This window comes from Mucilaginibacter koreensis (assembly GCF_054783355.1).
Window position 1 is genome coordinate 3,116,609 of the sequence record NZ_BAAGQS010000001.1, and the last position, 24,991, is coordinate 3,141,599.

Here is a 24,991-nt window from a genome sequence, read left to right on the forward strand (position 1 = left end):
CAACAATTTTATTAAGTATAGCGCAATTTTGATAGGTTAGTTTATTTTTATAGCCAATATACTTTGCTGGTAGAGTATAAAAGAAATTAAAACTAATCTACCCGCTGTAAATCAATCAACAGCGAACCATCATCCCATGAAAAACCTTGCGCTGGCAGTACTCCTCTTTTTTGCACTACCTTTTTTGCCCTGTAAGGCTCAAATTACAGTAACTGCCGATTCGGCCTCGGTTGGCCGTTTTAATGTAATTGAGCTTACCATTCATCATCCTCAAACTTACCCCAATAATTGGGAAGCAGTTACTATTAATGCGGTATTCAGCGGGCCGCAAAACATAACGGTAAATGGCTTCTATTATGATATCAATACCTGGAAAGTCCGCTTTGCTCCTCCTCAAACCGGTAAATGGAATTATGCCATTGAATTTAAGGCTCCCGGCGGAACGTACACCGCTACCGGTAACTTCGATTGCATAACTTCATCTACAAAAGGTTATCTGCGGCGACATCCTACCAACCCGTTCAGGCTGGTTTATGAAGATGGTACGCTGTTTAACGGACTTGCTTTTGAAGATTGTATATCAGATTTTAATCAAAACGGTACCCCTCTGGATGATTTTGGATTTGATGGCGAAAAAATGAATCCGCCGACTTATTACGGGCGACTTACAGATTTAAAAACATATATGGATGCCTATGGCAACGAAGGTGCGCGTTTCAACCTATTCAGGTGGACTACGGATAATTGCTCTTTCAGGACGTGGAACGATATCAATCCCAATGGCAATACCTATAATTTAAACGAAGGAAAATATGGCGACACTTTGGTTCGCTCGTTGCGTGATCATAATATTCGCATATGGCTTACCTTTTTCGGGCCGCCTGTGTTTAACAATATTGATGGCAGTACTCCTTTAGAGGAAGCGGCAATAAAACGCTACATTAATTACATGGTTGCCCGCTACGGTGCCTACGTAGACATCTGGGAGCTTTTTAACGAAGCATCGGCATCAGAATATTATTTGAGTGTTATCCCCGCTTACATACGCTCTATTGACCCCTATAAAAGGTTGATATCTGTAAGCGATGAGCAGCCTAAGAACCCTTCTATTGATATTGTAGCCCAGCATTGGTACCAGCGGGAGCCTGAACTGGAAAGTGACCAGGTAACCTTTGATCGTATTAACCCACTCAAACTTTTCAACAAACCCATATTGTTCGGCGAGCAAGGTAATTCTGTTGCCAACTGGGACCCGCTCTCGGCCTTACGTATGCGCATCCGCACCTGGACCTCATTTTTTGCAGAAGCAGTTCTGGTATTCTGGAACACCTCCGCCAGTAAAAGTTACGAGCATCCTAAATCTGCCAACATCTATTTGGGGCCCGAAGAACGCGGTTATATCAGGGCATTGCACGATTTTTCAGCCCTGGCAGATGCGGATGTAAAATTTGCTTTAATCAAACCCATCAATTCGTACCAGGTAAGAGGTTATGGCCTGCGCTCAAATAAAGTGATTATGGGTTACTTCCATCATTATGATACACATGATAGCCAGGTAACCACCAGCTTTAAATACCGGCTTTTCAGGCCGGGTAAAGTTTATTGGATTAACCCGGCTGATAACTCAATTATTTCATCGGCCGACTTACCCTACGGAGACCAAACCATTACCTCTCCTCCTTTTGCGGTTGATATTGCCATGCGCATTATGGTAGACAATTCTCCTTTTGCTTTCAATGAAAATGACCCGCTTGATGCTATTTTATACCCTAATCCGGCTGATAATGTGACTTACATTAACGGTAACTTTAACGGCACCGCACATATTGAGATGTTTGATATATTGGGACATAAAGTGTTTATTCAAAACAATGTAGCCAATAACCAGGTGCTAAATCTTGATCTAAAATCAGGAGTTTATATTTATCGCATTGAAACCGACCATCGCAAGGTAACCGGGCGATTGATTATAAGGTAATAAGTAAAAAGCCTTTGAACTTTAAATTCAAAGGCTTTTTACTGTTACAACTGTAAGATAGCCGGGATGGCAGGATTTGAACCTACGACCTCCTGCACCCCATGAGAGCAGCCTACTGTCTGTTTTATTGATAATTGGGCTAATTAAAGCACTTATATAGCTCTCTGTACTTTATAGGAGTAAACAAAGAGGTAAACATGTATGCGAAGTTACAAACTTAGCGTGGTTCCTCAACAGCGTTTACTGCTTAAGTGATTAGCTATTTTTGAAGCCAACACTCAGGCAAGGGCTGGATTAAGCAAAGGAAGAACAGAATAAATTTAAGGAGGTGTGTAGGGCTGTGTTTATGCCGTAGTTCCTTTAAGCGTATCCAGACGGTGGCCTACCTTTGCTTTAAATGTAGATAGCCGCTCTCCGGTCATCTTAGTTTTATTTTACTTATAGCTTATGCGCCCTTTAAATGTTGGCTCTACTGTCATCAATAATATCATGAGCCCACACATTACACCAAATGTGATAGCCTCAGTTTTACTCACCGTAATATTATTGAGAATATCCTCTTGATGCTGATTTAAAGGTTTGCTATCCACCACCGTGTCTTGAACCTCATATTTGTAGCTGACCAGGCTGTTAGCATAGCCAAAAGCAGATAGTAAGCTGAGTAACAAAAAAGCAGCCGTAAGAATGATGAGTAGACGTCTTCTGATATGCATATTACTTAACATTGGGTTTAGGCTAAGATAGTATTCTTGTAGCGTAGCATCAATAACTGTTTACTTACACAAAAGGTTTTCCTGTGGCGTACTGGCTAAATTCGATCCCCAGATTTAACCCGCTCATGCGCCTAATTACCTCCTTGCTTAGGTAAGGTCCTCCAATCAGTCCATTACCGTAGTGTATGTCCTGATCTACCTGTATATAAGCATCTGCCTGCATTACTAATGCCGCAACGCCTGCGTTGTCCTGCTCCAGGTAGTCCAGTAGCTTCATTAACTTATCTTCGAACGCATCTGGCTCCGGATTAGGCTCATAGTTGGCGCAGCTATAGGTGTATGTAACTTTACCTGATTTTCTGAGTTCTCCCTTGTTAAAACTTTCACTTGCCTGAAGTGTAGACAACACTTGAATTTGCGCTGCGGTTAATGTTTCTGAGCTAGCCCTTAGATAAACTTTATTATAACTCTCTGTATTAATGTACCTGATGGCAACTTCCGGCTGCGTATCTACTCCTATGGCTAAGTAAAGCCTTTCGCCTACCATGGAAAAGTAAACGATAGCTAAGCCTTTTGGCTCCTCCATGTCTATTCTTGCGATAACTGGTTTCCCTTCAGCTTTAACCACCTCGTATATTTGCAGGTATTGCTCTGTTGCTCCCCAGCTTTGGGTTTCCAGCTCCTGCAATGCTGCTTGTGTAACTTGCTCTTGTATACCCATGTGTTAATATTAGGTCACAGCCAAGATAACACTTACCAACTAAACTCATTATCCAAACTGACCTTACTTTTTCTTCCTTTTATAAAGGAAGATAACCTTTTTGGACAATAATGTACACATCGGTACTAAACAAAAAAAGCATAACCAGTTAGCCTTAAATGCTTTCTGAATATGCTTTGTATGAGATTCTTAAGTCGGGATGGCAGGATTTGAACCTACGACCTCCAGCACCCCATGCTGGCGCGATACCGGGCTACGCTACATCCCGAGTGGTATATACCGGGGGTGCAAATATATCGCTTTAATAATTAGCTGCAAAATTTGCCTTAAAGTAACAGCCTACTTGTTTAAAACCAGAGTAAGCTGAGATTATATAATGGCAAGCTTTTATTCAAGCGCCGCATGTATACCGTAACGACTGCATTTTTCGTTAACTAATCACTTTCAAATGCTGTAAATTTTGTAGCATTCTGTACATTAGTTGTTAAGCATGGCGGTAACCAGCAATTACAATTTTCTTATTCATCAAATTAATGCTTTCATCCGCAGGTATGAATTGAACCGCTTACTGCGCGGATTAATTTTTTTAGCCGCCGGCATGTGCAGCGCCTTTTTGATCATTGCTTTATGTGAATATTTTGGTAATTTTAATACTGGCTTACGCACGTTGCTGTTTTACTTTTTTATAGTACTCAATTCATTTTTGCTCCTTTGGCTGGTAGCACCTCCCCTAATTGCTTACCTGCGCTTAGGAAAAACGTTATCTCATGAGCAAGCTGCCGAAATTATTGGCCTGCACTTCACTGATGTAAAGGACAAATTGCTGAATACACTACAGTTGAAACAACTGGCCGAACAGGATATACAGCACCGCCAGATTATTGAAGCCAGCATTAATCAGAAAATTGAAGTGTTAAGGCCAGTAAGCTTTCCGTCGGCCATTAATTTTAAAACCAACCGCAGATTCTTAAAATGGGTGATATATCCGCTGCTTATTATTTTAATTATAGCTGCTATTGCACCGTCTATACTTACTGAAAGCACACGACGGATTATCAGGCATAATGAATATTTTGCACCGGTTGCCCCTTTTGAATTTGAAGTGCAGAACCACAGCCTGACCGTAGTCCAAGGCGAAGATTTAAAGTTAGATGTTAAACTCAAAGGCAGCCGTTTGCCCAATGAGGTGTACATAGAAATGGCAGACCGTTCGTTCAAGTTAACTAAAGAAAACATCAGCCGCTTTAATTACTTGTTTACCAATGTGCAGCAGCGCATAGTATTCCGGCTTTCAGCCAATGGTTACCTATCGGCCCCTTACGAAATTAAGGTGGTGTATAAACCTTCTTTATTACACTTTAATGTGCAGCTCCGCTATCCGGCTTACCTGCATAAAAAGAACGAAGTATTAGCTAATACAGGCGAGCTGAACATTCCGGCAGGTACCGCAGTAACCTGGCAGTTGAGTACTAAAAACGCCGCCGGTGTGCAGTTTAGTTTGAATGGCGTAAATGCCTTTGCCAAGCCAGCAGGCAATAGTTATTTTGAGTATGCCAAAAGCATTTTACATAATACACATTATACCATAATACCGGTAAGCAACATAGCCCTTCGGAGAGATAGCGTTGCTTATAATATTCATGTGATAGCAGACCAGGCGCCCGAAATTGCGGTAGTGCAAATAAAAGACTCCATAAGTACAAAGGCATTATATTTTAATGGCAAGATACGTGATGATTATGGCTTCTCTTCCCTCAATTTTTTTGGTGTAATCAATAATCCTGATCATCCGCAGCAAAAAACAGTAATTAGAAAAACTGTTAAAGCAGACTTAACCAAAAACCAAAGCAGCTTTTTCTATTATTTAAATACAGCAGATATACCGGCTAAGCCAGGCAGTACTGTTTCTTATTATTTTGAAGTAGCCGACAATGATGGTGTTAACGGGCCTAAAAAAGTGCGTTCACAAGAGTTTACCTTACAAGTTCCGGATATGCAGCAACTGGATAAACAGCTGAATGCAGGAAGCCAGGCAGTAAAACAAAAGATGCAGTCGGCCATTAAACTGGCAAGCCAGTTAGAACGGGAAACCCAACAATTGAACCAATCTCTGTTCAACAAATCCTCTCTTTCTTACGACGAGAAGAAGCAACTGGAAAACCTGATGCAAAAGCGTAAAGAACTGAACGATTTGATTAAAGACATTCAGCAGGAAAATAAAAAAAACGCCTACAACCGCCAGGAAAATCAGCAGCAAGATGCCGATCTTACGGCTAAACAAAAAGAAATGGAGCAGCTGATGAACCAAATGGCTGATCCTAAAACACAGGAGATGCTGAAGCAGTTAGAAAACTTACTGCAGCAAAACCAAAAAGAAGCCACGCGCAACGAACTATCAGAAATGCAGTCGGACAATCAGTCGGTTAAAAAAGATTTGAACCGGATGTTGGAGTTGTATAAAAAACTGGATTTCGATCAGAAACTGAATCAAAACATTAATCAGCTTAACCAACTGGCGCAACAGCAACAGCAATTGGCGCAGAAAACAGGTGAAAAGATGGCCAGTACCCAGCAGTTACAACAAGAACAGCAGCAGCTACAACAAAAATTTAATGAGTTGAAAAAAAGCCTGGCCGACTTGGATAAAACCAATGAGCAACTGGATCAAAAAACCAATTTCAAAAACCCCGAGCCGCAAAGTAAACAGGTAGAGCAGCAGATGGAGATAAGTGCTGCGCAACTGCAAAAAAATAATCATAAGAGTGCACAGCAAGCCCAGCAGCAAGCCGCACAGCAAATGCAGCAAATGGCCAGCCAGATGAAGCAACAGGAGCAGGAAAGCGAAGAACAGCAAAATCAGTTAAATTTACAGCAACTGCGCGAATTAGTTAAAAATTTGGTCAATAGTTCATTTGAACAAGAAAAATTAATGCAACGCCTGCGCAGTATCAGCTCAAATGATGCATCTTATGTATCTTTGGCCCAACGGCAAAAAGATATTAAGGACAACCTGAAAACGGCTGAAGATACTTTATATGCTTTAAGCACGCGGGTGCCACAAATACAGGCCGCAGTAAACCAGGAAATAAAAAGTATTAATGAGCATATTGCTAGTGCGCTTACCTTGATGGATGAGCGGCGCACACCTGAGGTGAACCGCCACCAGCAATATGCCATGACCAGTATGAATAACCTGGCGCTGATGCTAAGTGAAGTAATGAACCAGTTGCAGCGCATGATGAAGAATTCAAAGCCGGGTAGTGGTAAAAAGCAAGGTTCATTATCGCAGCTATCGCAGCAGCAGCAGCAATTGAACCAAAATATGCAGCGTATGCGCGAGCAATTGCAGCAACAAGGCAATCAGGGGAAAAGTGCCCAGAGCAGTACCAGTGAACAACTGGCCCGCATGGCCAGGCAACAGCAAATGATACGGCAGGCGCTTGAAAAATACAGTAATGAAGAAACCAATCCGGGGAGTGCGGGTGCCAGCGAGCTCAACAAAATAGCCCGGGCAATGGAACAAACAGAAAATGATATCGTAAACAAGAATATTACAAATGAATCGTTAATACGTCAGCAACAAATTCATAGTCGTTTGCTGGAAGCTGAGAAGGCAGAACAGCAGCGTGAACAAGATAAACAGCGGGAAAGTACAGCAGGGAAAAGCTTTCCGCCGGGCTACATCAAAGCGCTGCAAAATTATCAGCAACAGCGTACTAAACAAACGGAGCTGCTGCAAACCGTACCTCCGGCACTGAATTTGTACTTTAAACAACGTGTTAAACTTTATTTCGATCAATTAAATGCACAATAACATGCAAGAAGCGAATATCCCAATTACCGAATTATATACATTACAACTCCCTTCCAAGCGCGACAGCATTACGCAACTGGAGGCTTTAATTGAAGATATAGCAGACAAGCACAATGTAAGTGAAGATACTTTTGCTAACATGATGACCTGCCTGAACGAAGTGGTGACCAATGCTATTGTACACGGAAATAAACTCAATCCCGATAAAAAAGTAATTGTAAATGCCGAAGTAGATGCCAAGCGCATTGTATGGACGGTTACCGATGAAGGTGAAGGCTTTGATTATATTAATTTACCCGACCCTACTGCTGAAGAAAATCTGGAGAAGCTGACAGGGCGCGGTGTATTTATTGTTAAGCATCTGGCCGACCAGTGCATATTTAACGCTTTGGGTAACGAAGTGGAACTTCATTTTAAAATTTAATGCCGGCTATTCATTTTTTTGAAGAAGATATTGCCTACAATTTAAAGCAGAAATTAAAAGTAAAACAGTGGATTAAGGACACTATTATTGCTGAAGGCTTTAAACTGGATGAACTGAATTTTATTTTCTGTTCAGACGCTTATCTGTTAACCATCAATCAGCAATACCTTAATCATAATACTTATACCGACATTATTACTTTTGACAATTCGGAGCGCGAAAGCTACCTTACAGGAGACATTTTTATCTCAGCCGAGCGTATAGCAGAAAATGCACAAAAGTTTGATGTTGACGCCGCTACAGAAATGCACCGTGTAATTATACATGGTACTCTGCACTTGCTGGGCTATAAGGATAAAACTCCGGCTGATAAAACATTAATGACCCAAAAAGAAGACTTTTACCTGACGAAAAGAACTTTCGTTTAGATATCTTTCCTTTATTTTTACAGCATCAATTAAATCACACTGATAATGAAAATCTTAGCTTTATTTTTTGCCCTGCTCTTTACTGCGCCCAGCTCAGTATATGATTTCAAATTAAAAAATATTGATGGCAAAGCATTTGACCTTTCAAAATATAAAGGTAAGAAGCTACTAATTGTTAACACAGCCTCAAAATGCGGTTTTACACCACAGTACAAGGAATTACAGGAGCTTGCAGATAAGTACAAAGGCAAAGTAGTGGTAGTTGGCTTCCCTGCCAATAACTTTGGCGGCCAGGAGCCCGGACTAAATGCAGAGATTAAAACTTTTTGCGAAAAGAATTACGGCGTAACTTTCCCTTTAAGCGAAAAAGTAAGCGTAAAAGGCGATGACATCAGTCCGTTATTCAAATATTTAACCAGCGCCCCTAATCCTGATTTTACCGGTGAAATTAAATGGAACTTTGAAAAGTTTTTAATTGACGAAAATGGTAAATTGGTTCACCGTTACCGCTCGCAAACAAAACCATTAGACCCAGCAATTACAAGTCAGTTGTAATTTTATGGTATACAAAACAAAAGAGGCGCTTGTAAGCGCCTCTTTTGTTTTAAGCTAATTCCTACCACACTTATGTTAATCTTTCTTTTTAGCCGCCTTTTCAGCCTCTTTACGGGCCTTTTCGATAGAGTCACGACGTGCCTTCTCTGCTTTGCGTTTCTTCTTAAAAAAGCCGCGTAATAAGAAATTATGTTGTGCTGCTTTTAAATCCTCATTCAATGTTTGTGTACTGGTGTTTACGTTTCTGACGGTAGTTTTAGCTGAAGCTACGGTAGTTTCTAAATCTCTGGCCATTTTATCATTACTTATTAAACGGCCCAAAGTGCCCTTTCCGGTGTTCACCTTTTTAAATATCCCCGACAAGCTTTCTGATAAATCGGCTGCATTATCCGCAACCTTGGTAATACGGGCAATAATTTTATCTACATCTACCGGGTTAACAGCTACAAGGTGCTGACCATCATTTACAACCTTCGTGCTGCCAGCTCCTGGGCTAATGGTAACCAGCTTATCCCCCATTAAACCGTCGCTGCCAATGGCCACTTTAGCATCCTGCTTAATGAATTTTTTAACGTTGTTATTTATAGTTAAGTCCACCCTTACTGTGCTATCGGTAACAATATTTATGCTTTCTACTACACCAATGTTTATACCGGCAAACCGTACATTATTACCTACCATTAGCCCGTTTACATTTTTAAATATTCCGTATACCCTAAATGTAGATGTGAACATACTTTTTTGGTTACCAATTAAAAATATCCCTAAAAACAGGATAAGTAAACCAGCAATTACAAAAATGCCTATTCTTATTTTTTGTCCGGATGTTGCTTTCATTTGATATCAAGGAAAAAGGATTTTACAAATTCATCGTTTGATTGTTGCAGCTCTTCAAAAGTTCCTTCAGCTACATACTCACCATCTCTCATTACTACTACACGGTCGGCAGTTACTTTAGCGCAATCCATATCGTGGGTAATAATGATTGAAGTGGTTTTATATTTTTTCTGCATTTGCAGTATAAGCTCACTGATTTCGCGTGAAGTGATGGGATCTAATCCGGTTGTAGGTTCATCATACAACATGATCTCCGGGTTAACAATTAAGGTACGTGCCAGGCCAATGCGTTTACGCATACCGCCCGATAAATCTGAAGGGATTTTGGCTGCAGCATCTGGTAACCCTACACTTTCCAATACTTCCTTTACACGCTGGTCAATTTCAGCCTGATCCTTTATTTTTAATACGCGGGTTAAGGGAAATTCCAGATTCTCTTTTACCGGCATAGAATCATACAGCGCAGCCCCCTGAAACAGGAAGCCTATTTTTGAGCGCAGTTCTTTTAATTCAACATCGTTTAATTCGGGCACCTCTTTCCCAAACACTTTTATTGACCCTCCATCCGGCATCAGCATACCTACCAAACATTGAATGGTCACTGACTTGCCCTGACCCGAACGGCCTAATACCACCAGGTTCTCTCCTCTTTTAACTGTAAGATTAATATCTTTTAATACTTCTTTTTTGCCAAAGGACTTTTTAAGGTGCTTGATCTCAATTACGTTCTCATGTAATGAATCAGGTGTTGCTACGTTCTGCTCAACTGATGTATTCACGCTTTCCATTTTAGTAAAACAAGATGTTGGAAATTTGTACAACCAGCATGTCAATAAAGAAAATCCATAAGGATGCAGTTACTACAGCCGAATTTGCCGCTAAGCCTACACTCTCCGTACCCCTGTTGGAGTTATAACCTTTGTAACACCCTACAAATCCAATAGCCAAACCAAAAAAGAAGGTTTTAATTAAAGCCGGCATGTAATCGGTAAAATCAAGCGCAGAAATACATTTATTTAGATACAATGGAAAGCTTATGTTGTCGGTGATGTTTAAAGCGATATAACCACCCACTAGGGAGATAAAGTCACCTATCATAGCCAGTAACGGAATCATGAGTGTAGTAGCCAGTATGCGTGTAACCACCAAGTATTGCACAGGATTAGCGCCAGATACTTCCATTGCATCAATCTGCTCTGTTACTTTCATGCTGCCTAATTCGGCTCCTATGCTAGATGCAATTTTACCGGCGCAGATGATAGCTGTAATAACCGGACCTATCTCGCGTATTACAGAAACAGACAGGGTATGTGGCAACATACTTTCTGCTCCGAAAGAAACCAGCGTAGGCCTTAACTGCAAAATGAGTACCAGGCCCATAATGAACGACGTAATGCCTACCAGCATGAAAGAGCGGTAACCAATTTCGTAGCATTGCCTGATAAATTCAGACCATTCAAATCCGCCTGAAAATATGTTTCGCACAAAGCGCCCAAAAAATATACTCTGGTCACCTACACCTTCTATCCAACGTTTCCACGAAGGTTCTTCTATAATCTGCTCTGCCATATAGCTAATAAAAATTAAAATTGGTTAAACAGCTGCAATCAACAGTAAGCTAGGGCACCATTAAACTGGAGATGTATGATGCCGGTTGTTGAAGCGATATAGTTATTCAACTTAATTTTGTCACTTTTTGTTTACACTCTGGCTATAGAAGCGTTTGAAATATGCTAAATCTTTGCTCAATATCACCAGACAAAAAAAGTTGTCTTTAAAAGCAATATTTGCGTCATACCCATCTTAAATAAGTTAATCTCCTGTTACTTTTCTTATTTTTGTAAATTATTAGGAGTGAATGGCATACAAAGCAATTATAGCTGGAGCAAGCGGACTGGTAGGATCGTCATTACTCAAAATTTTGCTCGAACAACCGGTGTATGATCAAGTGGTTGCTTTGGTAAGAAAGGAACTACCAATCAGTCATGCCAAATTGGTACAAGTGGTTATTAATTTTGATAGTTTGCACCAACAGGCTGCTTTATTGCATGGTCATGCTTTGTTCTGCTGTCTGGGTTCTACCCGCAAAAAAACACCACGTTTATCTGACTATCGTAAAGTAGATTTTGAATATCCTTTAGCTTTAGCAAATATATCACTGGCTAATCATATCACTCAATTTCACTTTATATCTGCCATTGGTGCTAACGCTCAATCTGGCAACTTTTATAATAAGCTTAAAGGTGAAATTGAACAGGCCATTGAGAAATTGAATTTAACTTGTCTGCATATTTACCAGCCCTCGCTACTAACAGGGCAGCGTAATGAATTTAGATTTGCAGAACGAATGGCTGCAATGATGATGAAGGTTATTGACCCATTATTAATCGGCAAATTAAAAAAGTATAGAAGTATTAAAGCGAATGTGGTTGCCATGGCCATGTTCAAACAATCATTACAACATAAAGAAGGGATATACATCCACCCTTCTGATCATATAAAACAATTAGCGTGAGTACTTATTTATCTGCTGAAAATTTAGGTCATTCTTTTCATGACCATTGGCTTTTTCGAAACCTTACTGTTGGTATCAACCGTGGCCGCAGGGTGGCGCTGGTAGGCGTTAATGGTGCAGGGAAGTCTACCTTACTGAAGTTACTGTCTGAACAGTTTTTACCTATGGAAGGTAAAGTGGTACATAGTAAAGATGTACAGATTGGCTACCTGGATCAAGATCCGAAATTTGATAAAGAGGCTACTATTAGCGATTTCATTTTTAGCGCTGATAATGAACAGCAACAACTTATACGGCGGTATGAAGAGTTATTGACCCATGAGCCAGATAATCAGAAAGCCATTGATAAGGTAATGGAACAGTTAAGCGCTACTAATGCCTGGGAATATGAATACCAGATAAAAAATATTTTGGGTAGGTTGGATGTGCATGATTTACAGCAGAAGATCAGCACATTATCTGGTGGGCAAAAAAAGCGTCTATCATTAGCTAAGTTATTAATCGCTGAGCCTGATGTGTATGTATTGGATGAGCCCACTAACCACCTGGATATTGATACGATTGAATGGCTGGAAAAATTACTGACCGAAGGCAGTAAAACCATCCTGATGGTAACGCATGACCGTTACTTTCTGGATAATGTATGTAACGAAATTATTGAATTGGACCGAGGCAAGGTATTCTCTTATCAAGGCAACTATGGATACTTCTTAGAGAAAAAAGCAGAGCGCCAGGCTACACTCGATGTACAGTTTCAACGCAATTCAAATTTGTTAAAAAAAGAACTGGAATGGATGCGTCGTCAGCCCCAAGCACGCGGAACCAAATCTCAGGCTCGCATTAATGCTTTTTATGATCTGGAAGAAAAGACTAAAAATGCCGGCCCCAATGCCAAGGTGGAGTTAAGCATAAAAACTGCTCGCCAGGGAAATAAAATTTTAGAGCTACATCATATAGCGAAGTCTTTTGATCATAAACATATTATTGATGACTTCAATTATGTTTTTAAAAAAGGCGACCGTATAGGTTTAGCCGGTAAAAATGGTAGTGGCAAATCAACTTTGCTCAACCTTATTACGAGTGCTATACAGCCGGATAAAGGGGAAGTAATTAAAGGAGAAACTACCGTAATGGGATATTTTCATCAAGCAGGTATGAACTTTTCCCCCAACGAACGTGTGATAGAAGTGGTTAAAAATGTGGCTGAGTACATCACTATGGCTGACGGAAAACAAATTTCTGCTTCCCAGCTGCTCACCCAGTTCCTCTTCCCTCCTGCTAAACAGCATGGCATGGTGGCTAATTTGAGTGGAGGTGAAAAAAAGCGCCTGCAACTCATGAGCATCCTGATTAAAAACCCAAACTTTTTAATTTTAGATGAGCCGACCAATGACTTGGATATTGATACGCTAAACGTATTAGAGGAGTTCTTACTTTCCTACAATGGTGTACTGATGCTGGTTTCGCATGACAGATACTTACTTGACCGCTTAACGGATCAATTATTTATTATGGAGGGCACAGGTCAGGTCACTTTATACAACGGTAATTACTCGTCTTACAAAGATGAAATTGAATATAAGAAAATAGCGGAAAAACAAGGTGCCAGTATAGTAAAGCAACCGGCACCTGCCCCCCTTACGGCTAAAAAGAGCAAATTAAGCTTTAAAGAAACAAAGGAGTTGGAAACGCTTGAAACAGAAATTGCAGCATTAGAAAATCAAGTTAAGCAATTAACATCAGAACTAAATTCGGGTAATGGTGACTATGAGAAAATATCGAATCTGTCTAAACAAATAGAATCATTAACTGCTGCTTTAGACAAAAAAAGTATGCGCTGGATGGAATTAACTGAACTTAGCGAAGCTTAAAATTATGAGTACTTCAGATATTATTGCCTCTTTAGGCGTTATCATATTATTGATTGGTTTCCTTTTAAACTTGTATAAAAAGATATCATCAGATAGTAAGTTTTATGCGCTATGTAACTTTGTTGGAGCCAGTTTATGTGGCTTTTCATCGTATTTAATCAAGTTCTATCCTTTCGTTTTATTAGAAAGTATATGGGCTTTGGTTGCGTTATCATCACTAATTAAAGTTCCACGTGGAACATCAAATAAGGACTTATAAGACGTTCCACGTGGAACATACACAAAAAACATGTTCAATAAATACAATGTAATAGTGGCTGGCGCAGGCCATGCAGGCTGCGAAGCTGCTGCTGCTGCCGCTAATATGGGTTCATCTGTACTGTTGATTACCATGAATATGGGAACAATTGCACAGATGAGTTGCAACCCGGCAATGGGTGGTGTGGCTAAAGGACAAATTGTTCGGGAAGTTGATGCCCTGGGAGGATATTCAGGCATTATAGCTGATAAGACAACCATTCAGTTCAGGATGCTGAACCGCTCAAAAGGGCCGGCAATGTGGAGCCCACGTACTCAAAACGATCGGATGCGCTTTGCAGAAGAGTGGCGCATAACATTAGAGAGTATACCAAACCTCGATATATGGCAAGATACCGTGGTAGGATTACTGGTTAAGAATGGTAAAGCTTGCGGTGTAAAAACAGCCATGGGTGTTGAGATTGAAAGTGACGCCGTCGTACTTACCAATGGCACTTTCCTAAATGGAATTATTCACATAGGCGAAAAACGCTTCGGCGGTGGGCGCACAGGTGAAAAGGCTGCCCATGGTCTAACTGAACAACTGGTAGAATTAGGCTTTGAAGCCGGACGAATGAAAACGGGTACCCCACCACGCGTAGACGGCCGAACTTTAAATTATTCGGTAATGGAAGAGCAATGGGGTGATGAACAACGTGGCCGCTTTTCTTATACCGATGTACCATTACCAACTGAACAACGTTGCTGCTGGATTACCTATACAAATGGGCAGGTACATGAAACTTTGAAAGAAGGCTTCGAAAAATCACCTATGTTTACCGGCCGCATAAAAGGTTTAGGGCCGCGCTACTGCCCTTCTATTGAAGATAAGATTAACAGGTTTGCCGAACGTGACCGGCACCAGATTTTTGTTGAACCTGAGGGATGGAATACTGTAGAAATTTATGTAAACGGCTTCTCTACTTCACTACCCGAGGATGTACAATTTAAAGCGCTGCGCTTGATACCAGGATTCGAGAATGCTAAAATGTTCAGGCCTGGCTATGCTATTGAATATGATTACTTCCCTCCTACCCAATTGAGCTTAACACTGGAAACTAAATTAATCAGTAACCTTTTCTTTGCTGGTCAAATAAATGGAACTACAGGTTATGAAGAGGCGGCATCTCAAGGTTTAATAGCTGGCATCAACGCTCATCAAAAAGTACATGATCAGCATGAACTGATTTTGAAACGTTCTGAATCTTACATTGGTGTATTAATTGATGACTTGATTACTAAAGGTACAGAAGAGCCTTACCGAATGTTCACCTCTAGAGCAGAGCATCGCCTGTTGCTTCGTCAAGATAATGCGGATATCCGGTTAAGCCCTAAAGGTCATGAGTTAGGCTTGATTAGCGATGAGCGATTGGAAAAAGTAAAAAGGAAAGTGGCAAACTCTGATGAGATTGTAAAATTTACCAAAGCAAAATCAATTGAACCTTCTAAAGTAAATACTTTATTAGAGGAACTTGAAACGAGTCCTTTAAATCAAAATACCAAGCTGTTTAATTTGCTCAGTCGCCCGCAGGTAAGTTTTGAGGATTTGCAGAAAGCTGATGCTGAACTAAACCAGCTCTTATCAAAATATGATCAGGAAACTGTAGAGCAGGCTGAAATAAAAATCAAATACGAGAGTTATTTTGATAAAGAAATGGAGATCGTAGAAAAGATGAAGAAAATGGAAGACCGGGAAATTAATCCCGACTTTAATTATCATCAGTTAGTTTCTTTGTCAAAAGAAGCCCGAGAAAAATTAATGAGAATTAAACCGCGCACTTTGGGTCAGGCCTCTCGCATTTCGGGTGTTTCACCTTCTGATATTTCTGTGTTGATGGTGCATGTAGCACGATAAACACATAAGATGCTGTAAATCAAAGCATTCACATATTAAATAAATGCTTTAAGTAAATTTTTCTTTAAAGCCTTTATTTTTGATTTTTGAGTACAATCTTCATTAAACCTAAAAAATCGCTTATAACGCTTAAAAATGGCTTTAAATTCAAAGTGCTTGTTTTTTGCAAAAATTTCTGTCCTTTTTGTTGTTTTGCTCTTCATTTTTTCGTGTGCAAGTATACAACGCCCTCAGGGCGGACCCAAAGATTTTGCTCCACCTAAATTATTGCAGGCAACACCAGATAACATGACGCGTAATTTTAAAGCTCAACAAATTACGCTTGAGTTTGACGAGTATTTTAAACTGGCCAACCAATATCAGGAAATCAGTATTAGCCCGGCACAAGAAAAACAGCCTGAATATAAAATTAAAGACAAGAGTTTGGTAATTAACCTGCGCGACTCGCTGCTTAAGAACACTACCTACGTTATCAACTTCGGCAAAGCGATTGCTGATAACCATGAGGGCAACATCCTTAAAAATTTTACCTATGTGTTTTCTACCGGTCCGCACATCGACTCTTTGAGTGTATCAGGTTCGGTGAGTAATACCCAAACTGGTGAAAAGGAAAAGGATGCTACAGTCATGTTATTTCCCCTGGATCAGGATACCGCATTCTTTGGTAAAAAGAAACCTTACATTTTTACTACTACCGACTCTGCCGGTAACTTTTCTTTAAATAACCTACATGATGGCGATTACCGTATTTATGCTTTGAAAGAAGCCACGCCCGATAAAGTATATAATAACGATGCTGAGCTGATTGCTTTCTTAAAAAGACCTATTCATCTTACCGGCGATACCAGTAACGTGCAGCTGAAACTTTTCAGGCAGATACCCGAAAAATTCAGGGTTGTAGATAAGCATGTTACCCCTGAAGGCGCCCTATTTTTTAGTTTTAATAAAAGCCTGGTAACACCTGATGTGAAAGTAAACTATCCGCCCGATTTTGACCGGCAAAAACTGGTTGATTTTACAAAAAACCGGGATACAGCATTGGTTTACATGCGCAATATGGATTTTGACTCCATTAGTGTATCAGTAGTTGATCAAAACAAACTATTAGATACAGTATACCTCAGAAAAGGGCGTAAAGAAAGTTTCACGCGCAATTTAGGCTTTGGCTACAACATCAATGTAGATAACCACCTAAAACCTAATACCGATCTTCAAATGACGGCTAACATCCCGATTGAAAGTTTCGACCAATCGCGTATTCAGCTCACTGAAGACTCTGCGCAGGTAAGCGGTTTTACTATTCAGAAAGATGCTGCCAACCCTAAAAGATTATTATTAAAGTATCGGTGGAAACAAGATGTACGCTATGAGTTAACTTTATTGGAAGATGCATTCACCGATATATATGGTGATAAAAACAAACGCCAGCTCAAGCGCTTCACCGTGGACAAGCCTGAAAATTATGGTACCCTCACCGTAAAAGTAACGGTACCGGATAGCACTAAATCTTACATTGTGCAATTAACCGATCCGAAGCAAAATGTCTACCGTTCAGATATAATAAAAAAGAATACATCATTGGTATATAAAGATTACTTTGCTACCAAATACCGGGTAAAAGTAATTTATGATAACAATGGTAACGGCCGCTGGGATAGTGGTAATGTAAAGCAAAAAGTTTATCCCGAAAGCATCTGGACGGATACCAAAGAAATTACCCTGCGACCCAACTGGGAACAGGAGGAAACTGTAGCTATTCCGAAAGAAATAATTACGCCGTAGTGAACCAGCCGGAATACATTACATAATTATTCGGTAAACGATCTAAAAGCTGCTTCTGCTCGTCAGTAAGCGGCTTTATTTTTTTGGCAGGCGTACCGGCATACAGGTAGCCCGATTCGCATACGGTATTTTCGAGCACTACCGAACCAGCACCGATAATGACATATTCTTCTACCACGGCATGATCCATCACAATAGCGCCCATGCCAATTAGTACATTATTTTTCACCGTACAACCATGTACAATAGCATTATGCCCAATGTTTACATTGCTGCCAATAGTGGTTGGTGCTTTCTGATAAGTGGCATGTATTACTGCCCCATCCTGAATATTGGTCTTATCCCCTACCCTAATGTAATGTACATCACCCCTCACCACGGCATTAAACCAAACCGAGCATTGGTTACCCAAGGTAACATCACCTACAATAGTGCAGTTTTCAGCAATAAAACAATCGTTACCCCAGGTAGGTGTTTTGTCTTTTACAGGCAGGATGAGCGGCATAGTGAGTTGATGAATTAATGTGCAAATATGCAGATGTGGTAAAATTCTGTCATTGCGAGGAACGAAGCAATCTCGTCGTATAAATTGTTAAGAAGAATAACTACAAGATTGCTTCGTTCCTCGCAATGACAAAATTATTAATTGATTAATTAAATTTCTTTATGTTTGAATACTTAAGCGGAAATAGCTCAGCTGGTAGAGCATCAGTTTCCCAAACTGAAGGCCGCGGGTTCGAACCCCGTTTTCCGCTCATTTACTTCAACACCGTATCTACCGCTTCAGCCGCATGTTCTGGGTAATCTGTAGTATAATGCAGTCCCCGGCTCTCTTTACGCAGCATGGCCGACTTTACCACAATATAAGATACTTGTATCAAATTACGCAGCTCGCATAATTTGACGGATAGCTTGGTGCGCTTATAAAACTCCTCTGTCTCTTCATAAAGTAAACGCAGCCGGCGCATAGCACGCTCCAAGCGAAAATCGGACCGGACAATGCCGACATAATCATTCATCAGCTTTTGCATCTCGCGGATATTGTGGGTCACCAGCACATCCTCGTTGGAGAGCTGCACCCCTTTTTCGTCCCAATCCGGTATCTGGTCAGGAATAGTCTGATTTCCAAATTGTTGTACCGCATTTTCATAAATACGGTGGGCAAATACCAAGGCTTCTAATAATGAATTGGAAGCCAAACGGTTAGCACCATGCAAACCTGTAGATGAACATTCGCCGCAGGCATACAAATTTAAAATTGAAGATCTGCCGGCATGATCTACCATAATACCGCCGCACATATAATGGCAGGCAGGCGATACGGGAATCATATCCTTAGTCATGTCAATACCAATGTCCAGGCACTTGGCATAAATATTCGGGAAGTGGGCTAAGATATCTGCCTTGCTGCGGTGACGTACATCCAGGTACACATAATCTTCGCCCGATTTTTTAATCTCGGCATCAATGGCACGGGCTACGATATCACGCGGGGCTAATGATTTGCGCTCGTCGTACTCTTGCATAAATTCTTCGCCATTAGTGCGCTTCAGTATTCCCCCAAAACCACGTACGGCTTCCGAAATTAAGAAAGACGGATACTCACCGGGATTATACAAGGCTGTGGGATGGAACTGTATAAACTCCATATTACGCACACGGCCTTTAGCACGGTACACCATGGCCACACCATCGCCGGTAGCAATTACCGGGTTGGTAGTAGTGGCATAAATATGCCCGGCACCACCAGAGGCCATTACGGTTACCTTTGATAAAAATTTATCTACCTGCTGTGTTTCTGTGTTGAAAGCATAAATACCATAGCAGGTAATGTCGGGTGTCGACTTATCTACATACTGCCCCAGGTGATGCTGCGTAATTAAGTCGACGGCAAAGTGATGGGTAAGCACTTCAATATTGGGGTTCTGATGAATCTGCTCCAGCAGGGCACGTTCCATTTCAAAACCGGTAATGTCTTTATAATGCAGTACCCGGTATTCGGAGTGGCCGCCCTCTTTAGCCAGGTCATACATGCCTTCATTCGTTTTGTCGAAGTTGGTACCATAGTCAATAATTTCGCGGATGCGTTCCGGACCTTCAGTGACTACAATTTCTACCACTTCCTTATCGCACAACCCGTCGCCGGCAATCAGCGTATCCTGAATATGCTTTTCAAACGAATCCTCTTGTTTATCCACAACTACGGCCACACCGCCCTGAGCATACTTCGTGTTTGATTCATCGGCGCTGGCCTTTGTAACTATCAGAACCTTACCATGCTTGGCGGCCTTAAGGGCAAAACTGAGCCCGGCGATACCTGATCCGATCACCAGGAAATCCACATTTTTCGTCATCGTAATTCTATAAAATGTGTAAAAGTAGCAGATATGTGAATAACCGCTTCAAAAGATGTTAATTTTGCGTAAGTAAAAAGTGAAAAGTTTGTGCAAATGTGGATAACTCTACATTTTACTGAACACAAGTGTAAGTTGCTCCTGATTTTTAAATGTAATTCACAGCACAATCCACATTTTCAGTAAGAAGATTTATTTCACATTTTTTGTTTGTTAATAACATGTGGAGAACGTGGATATACTGTAAATCAATAACTTAATTCTGTGCAGTATAGAATAACCTGTGGATAAAATGGTGATAACTCAAAATGCAAAGGAATTAACGCTTGAGTTTTACCCCATACCAACACCTTAACAAACAATAAGAATATATATTAATTATAATACTTGTATTTATTAGGTTGTGAACAATGACGGTTGCTGAAGAAATTGACATTAAAGGATACGCGGACGAATACATCGACCCTACGCTGGACTTGTACGATGAGATAGAACGGCTGAAAAAAGAAAAGAACGCCGTGATACTGGCGCACTATTACCAGGAGGGCGACATACAGGATATTGCCGATTACATAGGCGACAGCCTGGGCTTATCGCAACAGGCCGCTAAAACGGATGCGAATATCATTGTATTTGCCGGTGTACACTTTATGGCAGAGACGGCCAAGATTCTCTCCCCTGCCAAGAAAGTATTGCTGCCCGATATTAAAGCCGGCTGCTCACTGGCCGACAGCTGCCCGCCGCACCTGTTTAAAAAGTTTAAAGAGCAGTACCCCGATCATTTGGTAATTACCTATGTAAACTGCACTGCAGAACTGAAAGCGCTAAGCGATATTGTATGTACCAGCAGCAACGCTGTGCAGATTGTAGAAAGCCTGCCGCCTGACCAAAAGATCATCTTCGGGCCCGACCGTAATTTGGGGGCTTATGTTGCCAAGAAAACAGGCCGCGATTTGGTGTTATGGAATGGTGCCTGCATGGTACATGAGATCTTTTCGCGTGAGAAGATTACCAAACTCAAAGAACGTCATCCCGGCGCTAAGCTGCTGGCTCACCCGGAGTGTGAGGAAACGATATTACAGATGGCCGATTATATCGGCTCAACCACAGGTATTCTGAAATATGCTACTTCACACCCAGATAAAGAGTTTATTGTGGCTACTGAATCGGGCATCCTGCACCAAATGCAGAAAGATAACCCAGAGAAGGTGTTTATACCGGCTCCACCGAATAATACTTGTGCGTGCAATGATTGTCCCCACATGAAAAGAAATACGCTGGAGAAGCTTTATTTATGCCTTAAAAATGAACAGCCTGAAATTACCTTGCCAGCTGATATTATTGCGAGAGCTGTAAAGCCGATTGAACGGATGCTGGAGATTTCAGCGCAACTGGGATTGTAAGATTGATGTTCAGATATGCGCGTATGTGCAGATAAATCTTTATTAGCGTAATAGAAAAGCCGCTTCAAGAGCGGCTTTTCTATTATTTATAAGCTATTGTCATTGCGAGGAGGAACGATGTTACAATCGCTTGCTATGCGGGGCGAAGATGCCTCTGTGCGATTGCTACGCTGTCGCTCGCAATGACAAGATTTTAGAAATGTAAAAAAGGGGATTGATGATCAACATCAATCCCCTTTTATTAGCATCTGCACATACGCACACCTGCATATCTACACATCAAAAAATTAAATTCCTGCATCTACTTTTACCTCAATCGCATCCTGAACGCTTTGTGGCAGGCTGGAAAGCAGGTTGTAACCGGTGGCTTTTTCAATATCGCGTACGCTTACAATGTATTTGGTCCAGTCGGTGTTAATGCTGTTTACGTTTGGTGTATTCACTGCAATTACACGGGTGTTATTGGTTACGCGTAATAAATCGCCATTACCATTCGGAATAATTACGGCTACTTTCCAAACATTGCTTGGTACAGTTACGTGGCCATTATCAATAGTAGTTACTGTAGCTGTGCTCTTGCTGCCCACACCACCAGTACCATAGCTACCCATAATGATGTAAACCTCGTTGCCTGCACCTACCTGGTTACGTAAATAACCTTCCAGGTTATTCCAGGTTTGCTGGTTATTTTGTGGTGCCTGCGGAATCATGTTTGTCATCAGGAAAGTAGCGGCGTTAGCATTAGCTGAACTGGTACGATCGGCTGAAGGGCAGTTATGGCCGCGGTCGAATCCTGTACCTGAATAGCTGTTGCTTTGTACTACGTACATAGATGAGGGTAAACCGTTGAAACCGGCAAAATTATCTAAACGACCGGTGGCATTGGTGGTATTGGTGGCATCTAGGTGCCAGCTTACCCAGTTAGGTGTACCGCGAGATGAACTGTAGCTTTCAGTATAGTACCCTTGGTTTAATAGATAATTGTCTAACAATGCGTTATTAGCGCCTGAAGGGTTACCGAATAATAAGTTATTGTTATCGCCGCTTGCCGGAGGCGCATCAGCGCCTACAGTAACACCACGAGGAGCAGTAGCTGTACTTGTAGCTGTTGTATCAACAGGGTTGGTATCAGGTGTGCCTACAATTACACCGGCATCGCCCATACCATTAAAAGTAATATCATCAATACTGATTCTCACTCTGTTGCTGCCATTTAAATCAGAAGTGTTAACAATACGAAAACGCTGAGCGGCAGTATCAGTAATCATAAAAGTGGTAGTTGCCAGGGTAGCTGTATCTGTAGGGTTAACCGTTGCACCAACTTTAGTATAAGTCTTGCCGCCATCTTTTGATGATTGCAATTCCCAATACCCTTTTAAAAGCGTTGTTACATTTGGCCCTGGCTTTTGCTTATCAGCAAAATTGGTAAGTGCCGATTTAACAGAAACGGATGTTACATGCTTAATATTGAAATTCATGCTTAAAATACCATTTCGTTTGGTATTACCATTGGTACCCTGTATGCGTACATCCTGTCTTCCGTTCTTTACATCACTTTTATCGGTACCCAATAAAGCACCGTCCAAGTTCCATGAACCTGTAGCTAAAGTAACATTGTCAGCATCATAGCTGGTTTTAACTCCGCTTTCAAAATCTTCAGTGATGGTAAAAGGCTTTGGTGCAACAGGCAATACCGGGTCAGGGCCGCCGCCATCCATGTTTCTGTCTTTTTTACAACTGGTAACTGCTAAAGCAATTCCAACGAAAAGTAAAAATCTAAATTTCATATAAATTAATTAAGCTGCAAAAATGCAAAAGCTGTGTTAAATTAATGTTAACACAGCTTATTTGTATTACAAATATGACAAATTTTGTAACTGCAAGTAAAATAACAAGTTAAACTGATGAGCCACCATCTTTCTTAGCTTCGAGTATAGATTGGATACTGGTGGCCACATTTGACATGATATCCAGCCCTGTAGCTGCTTCAATGGCATCCACCGTAGTAATGTAAGTGTTCCAGTTAGTGCTGATAGAGTTGGTGTTGGGCATATCTACAGCAATCACCCGGGTGCTGCTGGTAATGCGGCCTAAATCGTTGTTGCCGTTAGGTATTACCACAACTACCTTCCAGGTGCGGGCCGGTACGGTAACATTGCCGTTATCAATAGTGGTGGCAAAGCCATTAGCACCTGTACCGCCTGAACCATAAGAGCCACAAATGACATAACACTCGTTACCTGCACTCACCAATGAGCGGGTATAGTTTTCGAGGTTGGCCCAGGTTTGCTGGTTGTTGTTAGGGGCCTGCGGCATCATGTTGTCCATTAAAAAGGTAGCCCGGTTGGCATCAGTAGTCGTGGTACGGTCGGCCGAAGGGCAGTTGTGGCCGCGGTCGAACCCTGAACCTGAGTAGCTGGTACTTTGCACCTGGTACCATCCTGATGGCAAGGTAGCATCGTTACGGAAGGCATCCGTGCGGTCAGTTGCACCTAATGAAGTGCTGCCTAAGTACCAGCTTACCCAATTAGGTTTACCCTGATCGCGGTTGTAAGATTCAATGAAGTAAGTTTGATCTTTTAAGTAATTGGCAGGAAACATTACACTATTTTGTGCATTGCTGGGGTTACCCAATAGCAGGTTTGAGTTATCAGTTGCAGTACCTGTACCTCCGCCGGTTCCTGTTCCTGAATCATAGCTGGTCACCACAACATCATCCAGGTTAATGCGGTTGGTACCGCCCGAAGTTTTGCGCACCTGAAAGCGCAGGCTGCCACTTTGGTTCACTGTAAATATAGCGGTTTGCAATGCAGTACTGCTGGTGGTAATAGTGCTGCCTACCTGAGTATAGCTGCTGCCACTGTTTGCCGATACCCATAATTGCCATTGTGAACTGCCATCGCTGCCATACAGGGCGTGTTTAATGGTTACGGTAGAAGCGCCTGTGCTCACATCAAAATTCATACTCAGGGTACCGGTATTGCGCATACGTACCGACTGGCTGCCGCTTTTGGCATCCGAACTGCTATTGCCAATCAAGGCGTCATCCAGCGTCCAGCTGCCAGAAGGTAAGGTTACTGATGCTGCAGCATAAGATGTTTTGGTAGCCGATTCAAAACCTTCGCTAAAAGTTTGGGTTACCGCCCTTGGTGTGGTGGTAGTTTCTGCTACAGGCTCATCTATGCCCTGCACATCCTTTTTACAGGAAGAAAACAGCAGTGCGGAAACCACCGTTAAAGAAAGTAAATGTTTAATTTTCATCATGAGTATTGTTGTTTGATGGGGTATGAATGAAGTATTGAAAATCAATACCTTATTACGCAATAATCCGAATGGAAGTTGAGCCCGCAGGTTAGGGAAAGATTAATCTTTAATCAATTATAAGTTAAGTCTGTGCGTATTCCGTGTAACCGCATTTAAAACTGCTTTTGTACCTTTGTTACC

Annotated in this window: 21 protein-coding genes and 2 tRNA genes; 12 read left to right on the forward strand and 11 right to left on the reverse strand. The window is 41.3% G+C overall.

All coding sequences use genetic code 11. The annotated features are described in order from the left end of the window. Positions 1-136: 136 nt before the first annotated feature. Positions 137-1,978, forward strand: coding sequence for a DUF5060 domain-containing protein (locus ACYVNW_RS13945; RefSeq protein WP_460680485.1), 1,842 nt, complete (start codon positions 137-139; stop codon positions 1,976-1,978). 434 nt (positions 1,979-2,412) lie between these two features. On the opposite strand, the gene ACYVNW_RS13950 is transcribed toward ACYVNW_RS13945, so the two are convergent. The 3 genes from ACYVNW_RS13950 to ACYVNW_RS13960 form a co-directional block, all read right to left on the reverse strand. Then, the gene (locus tag ACYVNW_RS13950; protein WP_460680486.1) at positions 2,413-2,691 is read right to left on the reverse strand and encodes a hypothetical protein; all 279 of its coding nucleotides are present in this window, start codon (positions 2,689-2,691) and stop codon (positions 2,413-2,415) included. A 64-nt stretch (positions 2,692-2,755) separates the two neighbouring features. Next, a complete protein-coding gene (locus ACYVNW_RS13955; protein ID WP_460680487.1) occupies positions 2,756-3,412 on the reverse strand; it encodes a DUF4279 domain-containing protein in 657 nt (218 codons plus the stop codon). 194 nt (positions 3,413-3,606) lie between these two features. Further along, positions 3,607-3,680 (reverse strand) — tRNA-Pro (locus ACYVNW_RS13960). 222 nt (positions 3,681-3,902) lie between these two features. Between ACYVNW_RS13960 and ACYVNW_RS13965 the strand changes: the two genes are divergently transcribed. Genes ACYVNW_RS13965 through ACYVNW_RS13980 form a run of 4 tightly spaced genes read left to right on the forward strand, consistent with a single transcriptional unit; the run spans position 3,903 to position 8,633 of the window. Beyond that, entirely contained in the window at positions 3,903-7,226 is a 3,324-nt protein-coding gene (locus ACYVNW_RS13965) for a DUF4175 family protein (RefSeq protein WP_460680488.1), read from the forward strand. Between the two features lies 1 nt (position 7,227). Further along, entirely contained in the window at positions 7,228-7,650 is a 423-nt protein-coding gene (locus tag ACYVNW_RS13970; RefSeq protein ID WP_460680489.1) for an ATP-binding protein, read from the forward strand. Next, the gene (gene ybeY, locus ACYVNW_RS13975; protein ID WP_460680490.1) at positions 7,650-8,078 is read left to right on the forward strand and encodes an rRNA maturation RNase YbeY; all 429 of its coding nucleotides are present in this window, start codon (positions 7,650-7,652) and stop codon (positions 8,076-8,078) included. The genes ACYVNW_RS13970 and ybeY overlap by 1 nt, the downstream gene beginning before the upstream one ends. Before the next feature lie 45 nt (positions 8,079-8,123). Then, entirely contained in the window at positions 8,124-8,633 is a 510-nt protein-coding gene (locus ACYVNW_RS13980) for a glutathione peroxidase (RefSeq protein WP_460680491.1), read from the forward strand. Between the two features lie 75 nt (positions 8,634-8,708). On the opposite strand, the gene ACYVNW_RS13985 is transcribed toward ACYVNW_RS13980, so the two are convergent. From ACYVNW_RS13985 to ACYVNW_RS13995, 3 genes are read right to left on the reverse strand one after another with little or no spacing between them, the layout of a single operon-like run. Then, positions 8,709-9,470 (reverse strand): MlaD family protein, encoded by a 762-nt coding sequence (locus ACYVNW_RS13985; RefSeq protein ID WP_460680492.1) that lies wholly within the window; start codon positions 9,468-9,470, stop codon positions 8,709-8,711. After that, the gene (locus ACYVNW_RS13990; RefSeq protein ID WP_460680493.1) at positions 9,467-10,258 is read right to left on the reverse strand and encodes an ABC transporter ATP-binding protein; all 792 of its coding nucleotides are present in this window, start codon (positions 10,256-10,258) and stop codon (positions 9,467-9,469) included. The genes ACYVNW_RS13985 and ACYVNW_RS13990 overlap by 4 nt, the downstream gene beginning before the upstream one ends. Before the next feature lies 1 nt (position 10,259). After that, the gene (locus ACYVNW_RS13995; protein ID WP_460680494.1) at positions 10,260-11,039 is read right to left on the reverse strand and encodes an MlaE family ABC transporter permease; all 780 of its coding nucleotides are present in this window, start codon (positions 11,037-11,039) and stop codon (positions 10,260-10,262) included. Positions 11,040-11,328: 289 nt separating this feature from the next. Between ACYVNW_RS13995 and ACYVNW_RS14000 the strand changes: the two genes are divergently transcribed. Genes ACYVNW_RS14000 through mnmG form a run of 4 tightly spaced genes read left to right on the forward strand, consistent with a single transcriptional unit; the run spans position 11,329 to position 16,008 of the window. Beyond that, positions 11,329-11,985: an NAD(P)H-binding protein gene (locus ACYVNW_RS14000; RefSeq protein WP_460680495.1), complete on the forward strand. Its 657-nt coding sequence runs from the start codon at positions 11,329-11,331 to the stop codon at positions 11,983-11,985. Beyond that, positions 11,982-13,856 (forward strand): ABC-F family ATP-binding cassette domain-containing protein, encoded by a 1,875-nt coding sequence (locus tag ACYVNW_RS14005; RefSeq protein ID WP_460680496.1) that lies wholly within the window; start codon positions 11,982-11,984, stop codon positions 13,854-13,856. The genes ACYVNW_RS14000 and ACYVNW_RS14005 overlap by 4 nt, the downstream gene beginning before the upstream one ends. Positions 13,857-13,860: 4 nt before the next feature. Beyond that, on the forward strand, positions 13,861-14,115 hold the full coding sequence (locus tag ACYVNW_RS14010; protein ID WP_460680497.1) for a CBU_0592 family membrane protein: 255 nt from the start codon (positions 13,861-13,863) through the stop codon (positions 14,113-14,115). A gap of 30 nt (positions 14,116-14,145) precedes the next feature. Further along, positions 14,146-16,008 carry a tRNA uridine-5-carboxymethylaminomethyl(34) synthesis enzyme MnmG gene (mnmG, locus tag ACYVNW_RS14015; RefSeq protein WP_460680498.1) on the forward strand — a complete coding sequence of 621 codons (1,863 nt, stop codon included), beginning with the start codon at positions 14,146-14,148 and terminating at the stop codon, positions 16,006-16,008. A 35-nt stretch (positions 16,009-16,043) separates the two neighbouring features. Here the strand turns inward: mnmG and ACYVNW_RS14020 are convergent, their stop codons facing one another. Next, a complete protein-coding gene (locus tag ACYVNW_RS14020) occupies positions 16,044-16,211 on the reverse strand; it encodes a hypothetical protein (protein WP_460681029.1) in 168 nt (55 codons plus the stop codon). Here ACYVNW_RS14020 and ACYVNW_RS14025 point away from each other — a divergent pair. Continuing rightward, a complete protein-coding gene (locus tag ACYVNW_RS14025; protein ID WP_460680499.1) occupies positions 16,144-17,790 on the forward strand; it encodes an Ig-like domain-containing protein in 1,647 nt (548 codons plus the stop codon). The genes ACYVNW_RS14020 and ACYVNW_RS14025 overlap by 68 nt on opposite strands. On the opposite strand, the gene ACYVNW_RS14030 is transcribed toward ACYVNW_RS14025, so the two are convergent. Continuing rightward, the gene (locus tag ACYVNW_RS14030; protein WP_460680500.1) at positions 17,780-18,295 is read right to left on the reverse strand and encodes a gamma carbonic anhydrase family protein; all 516 of its coding nucleotides are present in this window, start codon (positions 18,293-18,295) and stop codon (positions 17,780-17,782) included. The genes ACYVNW_RS14025 and ACYVNW_RS14030 overlap by 11 nt on opposite strands. Before the next feature lie 177 nt (positions 18,296-18,472). On the opposite strand from ACYVNW_RS14030, the gene ACYVNW_RS14035 reads away from it, so the two are divergent. Then, positions 18,473-18,545: transfer RNA gene (locus tag ACYVNW_RS14035), tRNA-Gly, on the forward strand. Between the two features lie 3 nt (positions 18,546-18,548). Here ACYVNW_RS14035 and nadB read toward each other — a convergent pair. Then, positions 18,549-20,144, reverse strand: a complete 1,596-nt coding sequence (gene nadB, locus ACYVNW_RS14040) for an L-aspartate oxidase (RefSeq protein WP_460680501.1) — start codon at positions 20,142-20,144, stop codon at positions 18,549-18,551. A gap of 410 nt (positions 20,145-20,554) precedes the next feature. On the opposite strand from nadB, the gene nadA reads away from it, so the two are divergent. Continuing rightward, positions 20,555-21,547, forward strand: a complete 993-nt coding sequence (gene nadA / locus ACYVNW_RS14045; protein WP_460680502.1) for a quinolinate synthase NadA — start codon at positions 20,555-20,557, stop codon at positions 21,545-21,547. A gap of 287 nt (positions 21,548-21,834) precedes the next feature. Here nadA and ACYVNW_RS14050 read toward each other — a convergent pair whose 3' ends face one another. Together ACYVNW_RS14050 and ACYVNW_RS14055 are read right to left on the reverse strand one after the other, a co-directional pair. Further along, positions 21,835-23,334, reverse strand: a complete 1,500-nt coding sequence (locus ACYVNW_RS14050) for a DNA/RNA non-specific endonuclease (RefSeq protein WP_460680503.1) — start codon at positions 23,332-23,334, stop codon at positions 21,835-21,837. Positions 23,335-23,443: 109 nt separating this feature from the next. Next, entirely contained in the window at positions 23,444-24,811 is a 1,368-nt protein-coding gene (locus tag ACYVNW_RS14055; protein ID WP_460680504.1) for a DNA/RNA non-specific endonuclease, read from the reverse strand. Positions 24,812-24,991 lie beyond the last annotated feature (180 nt).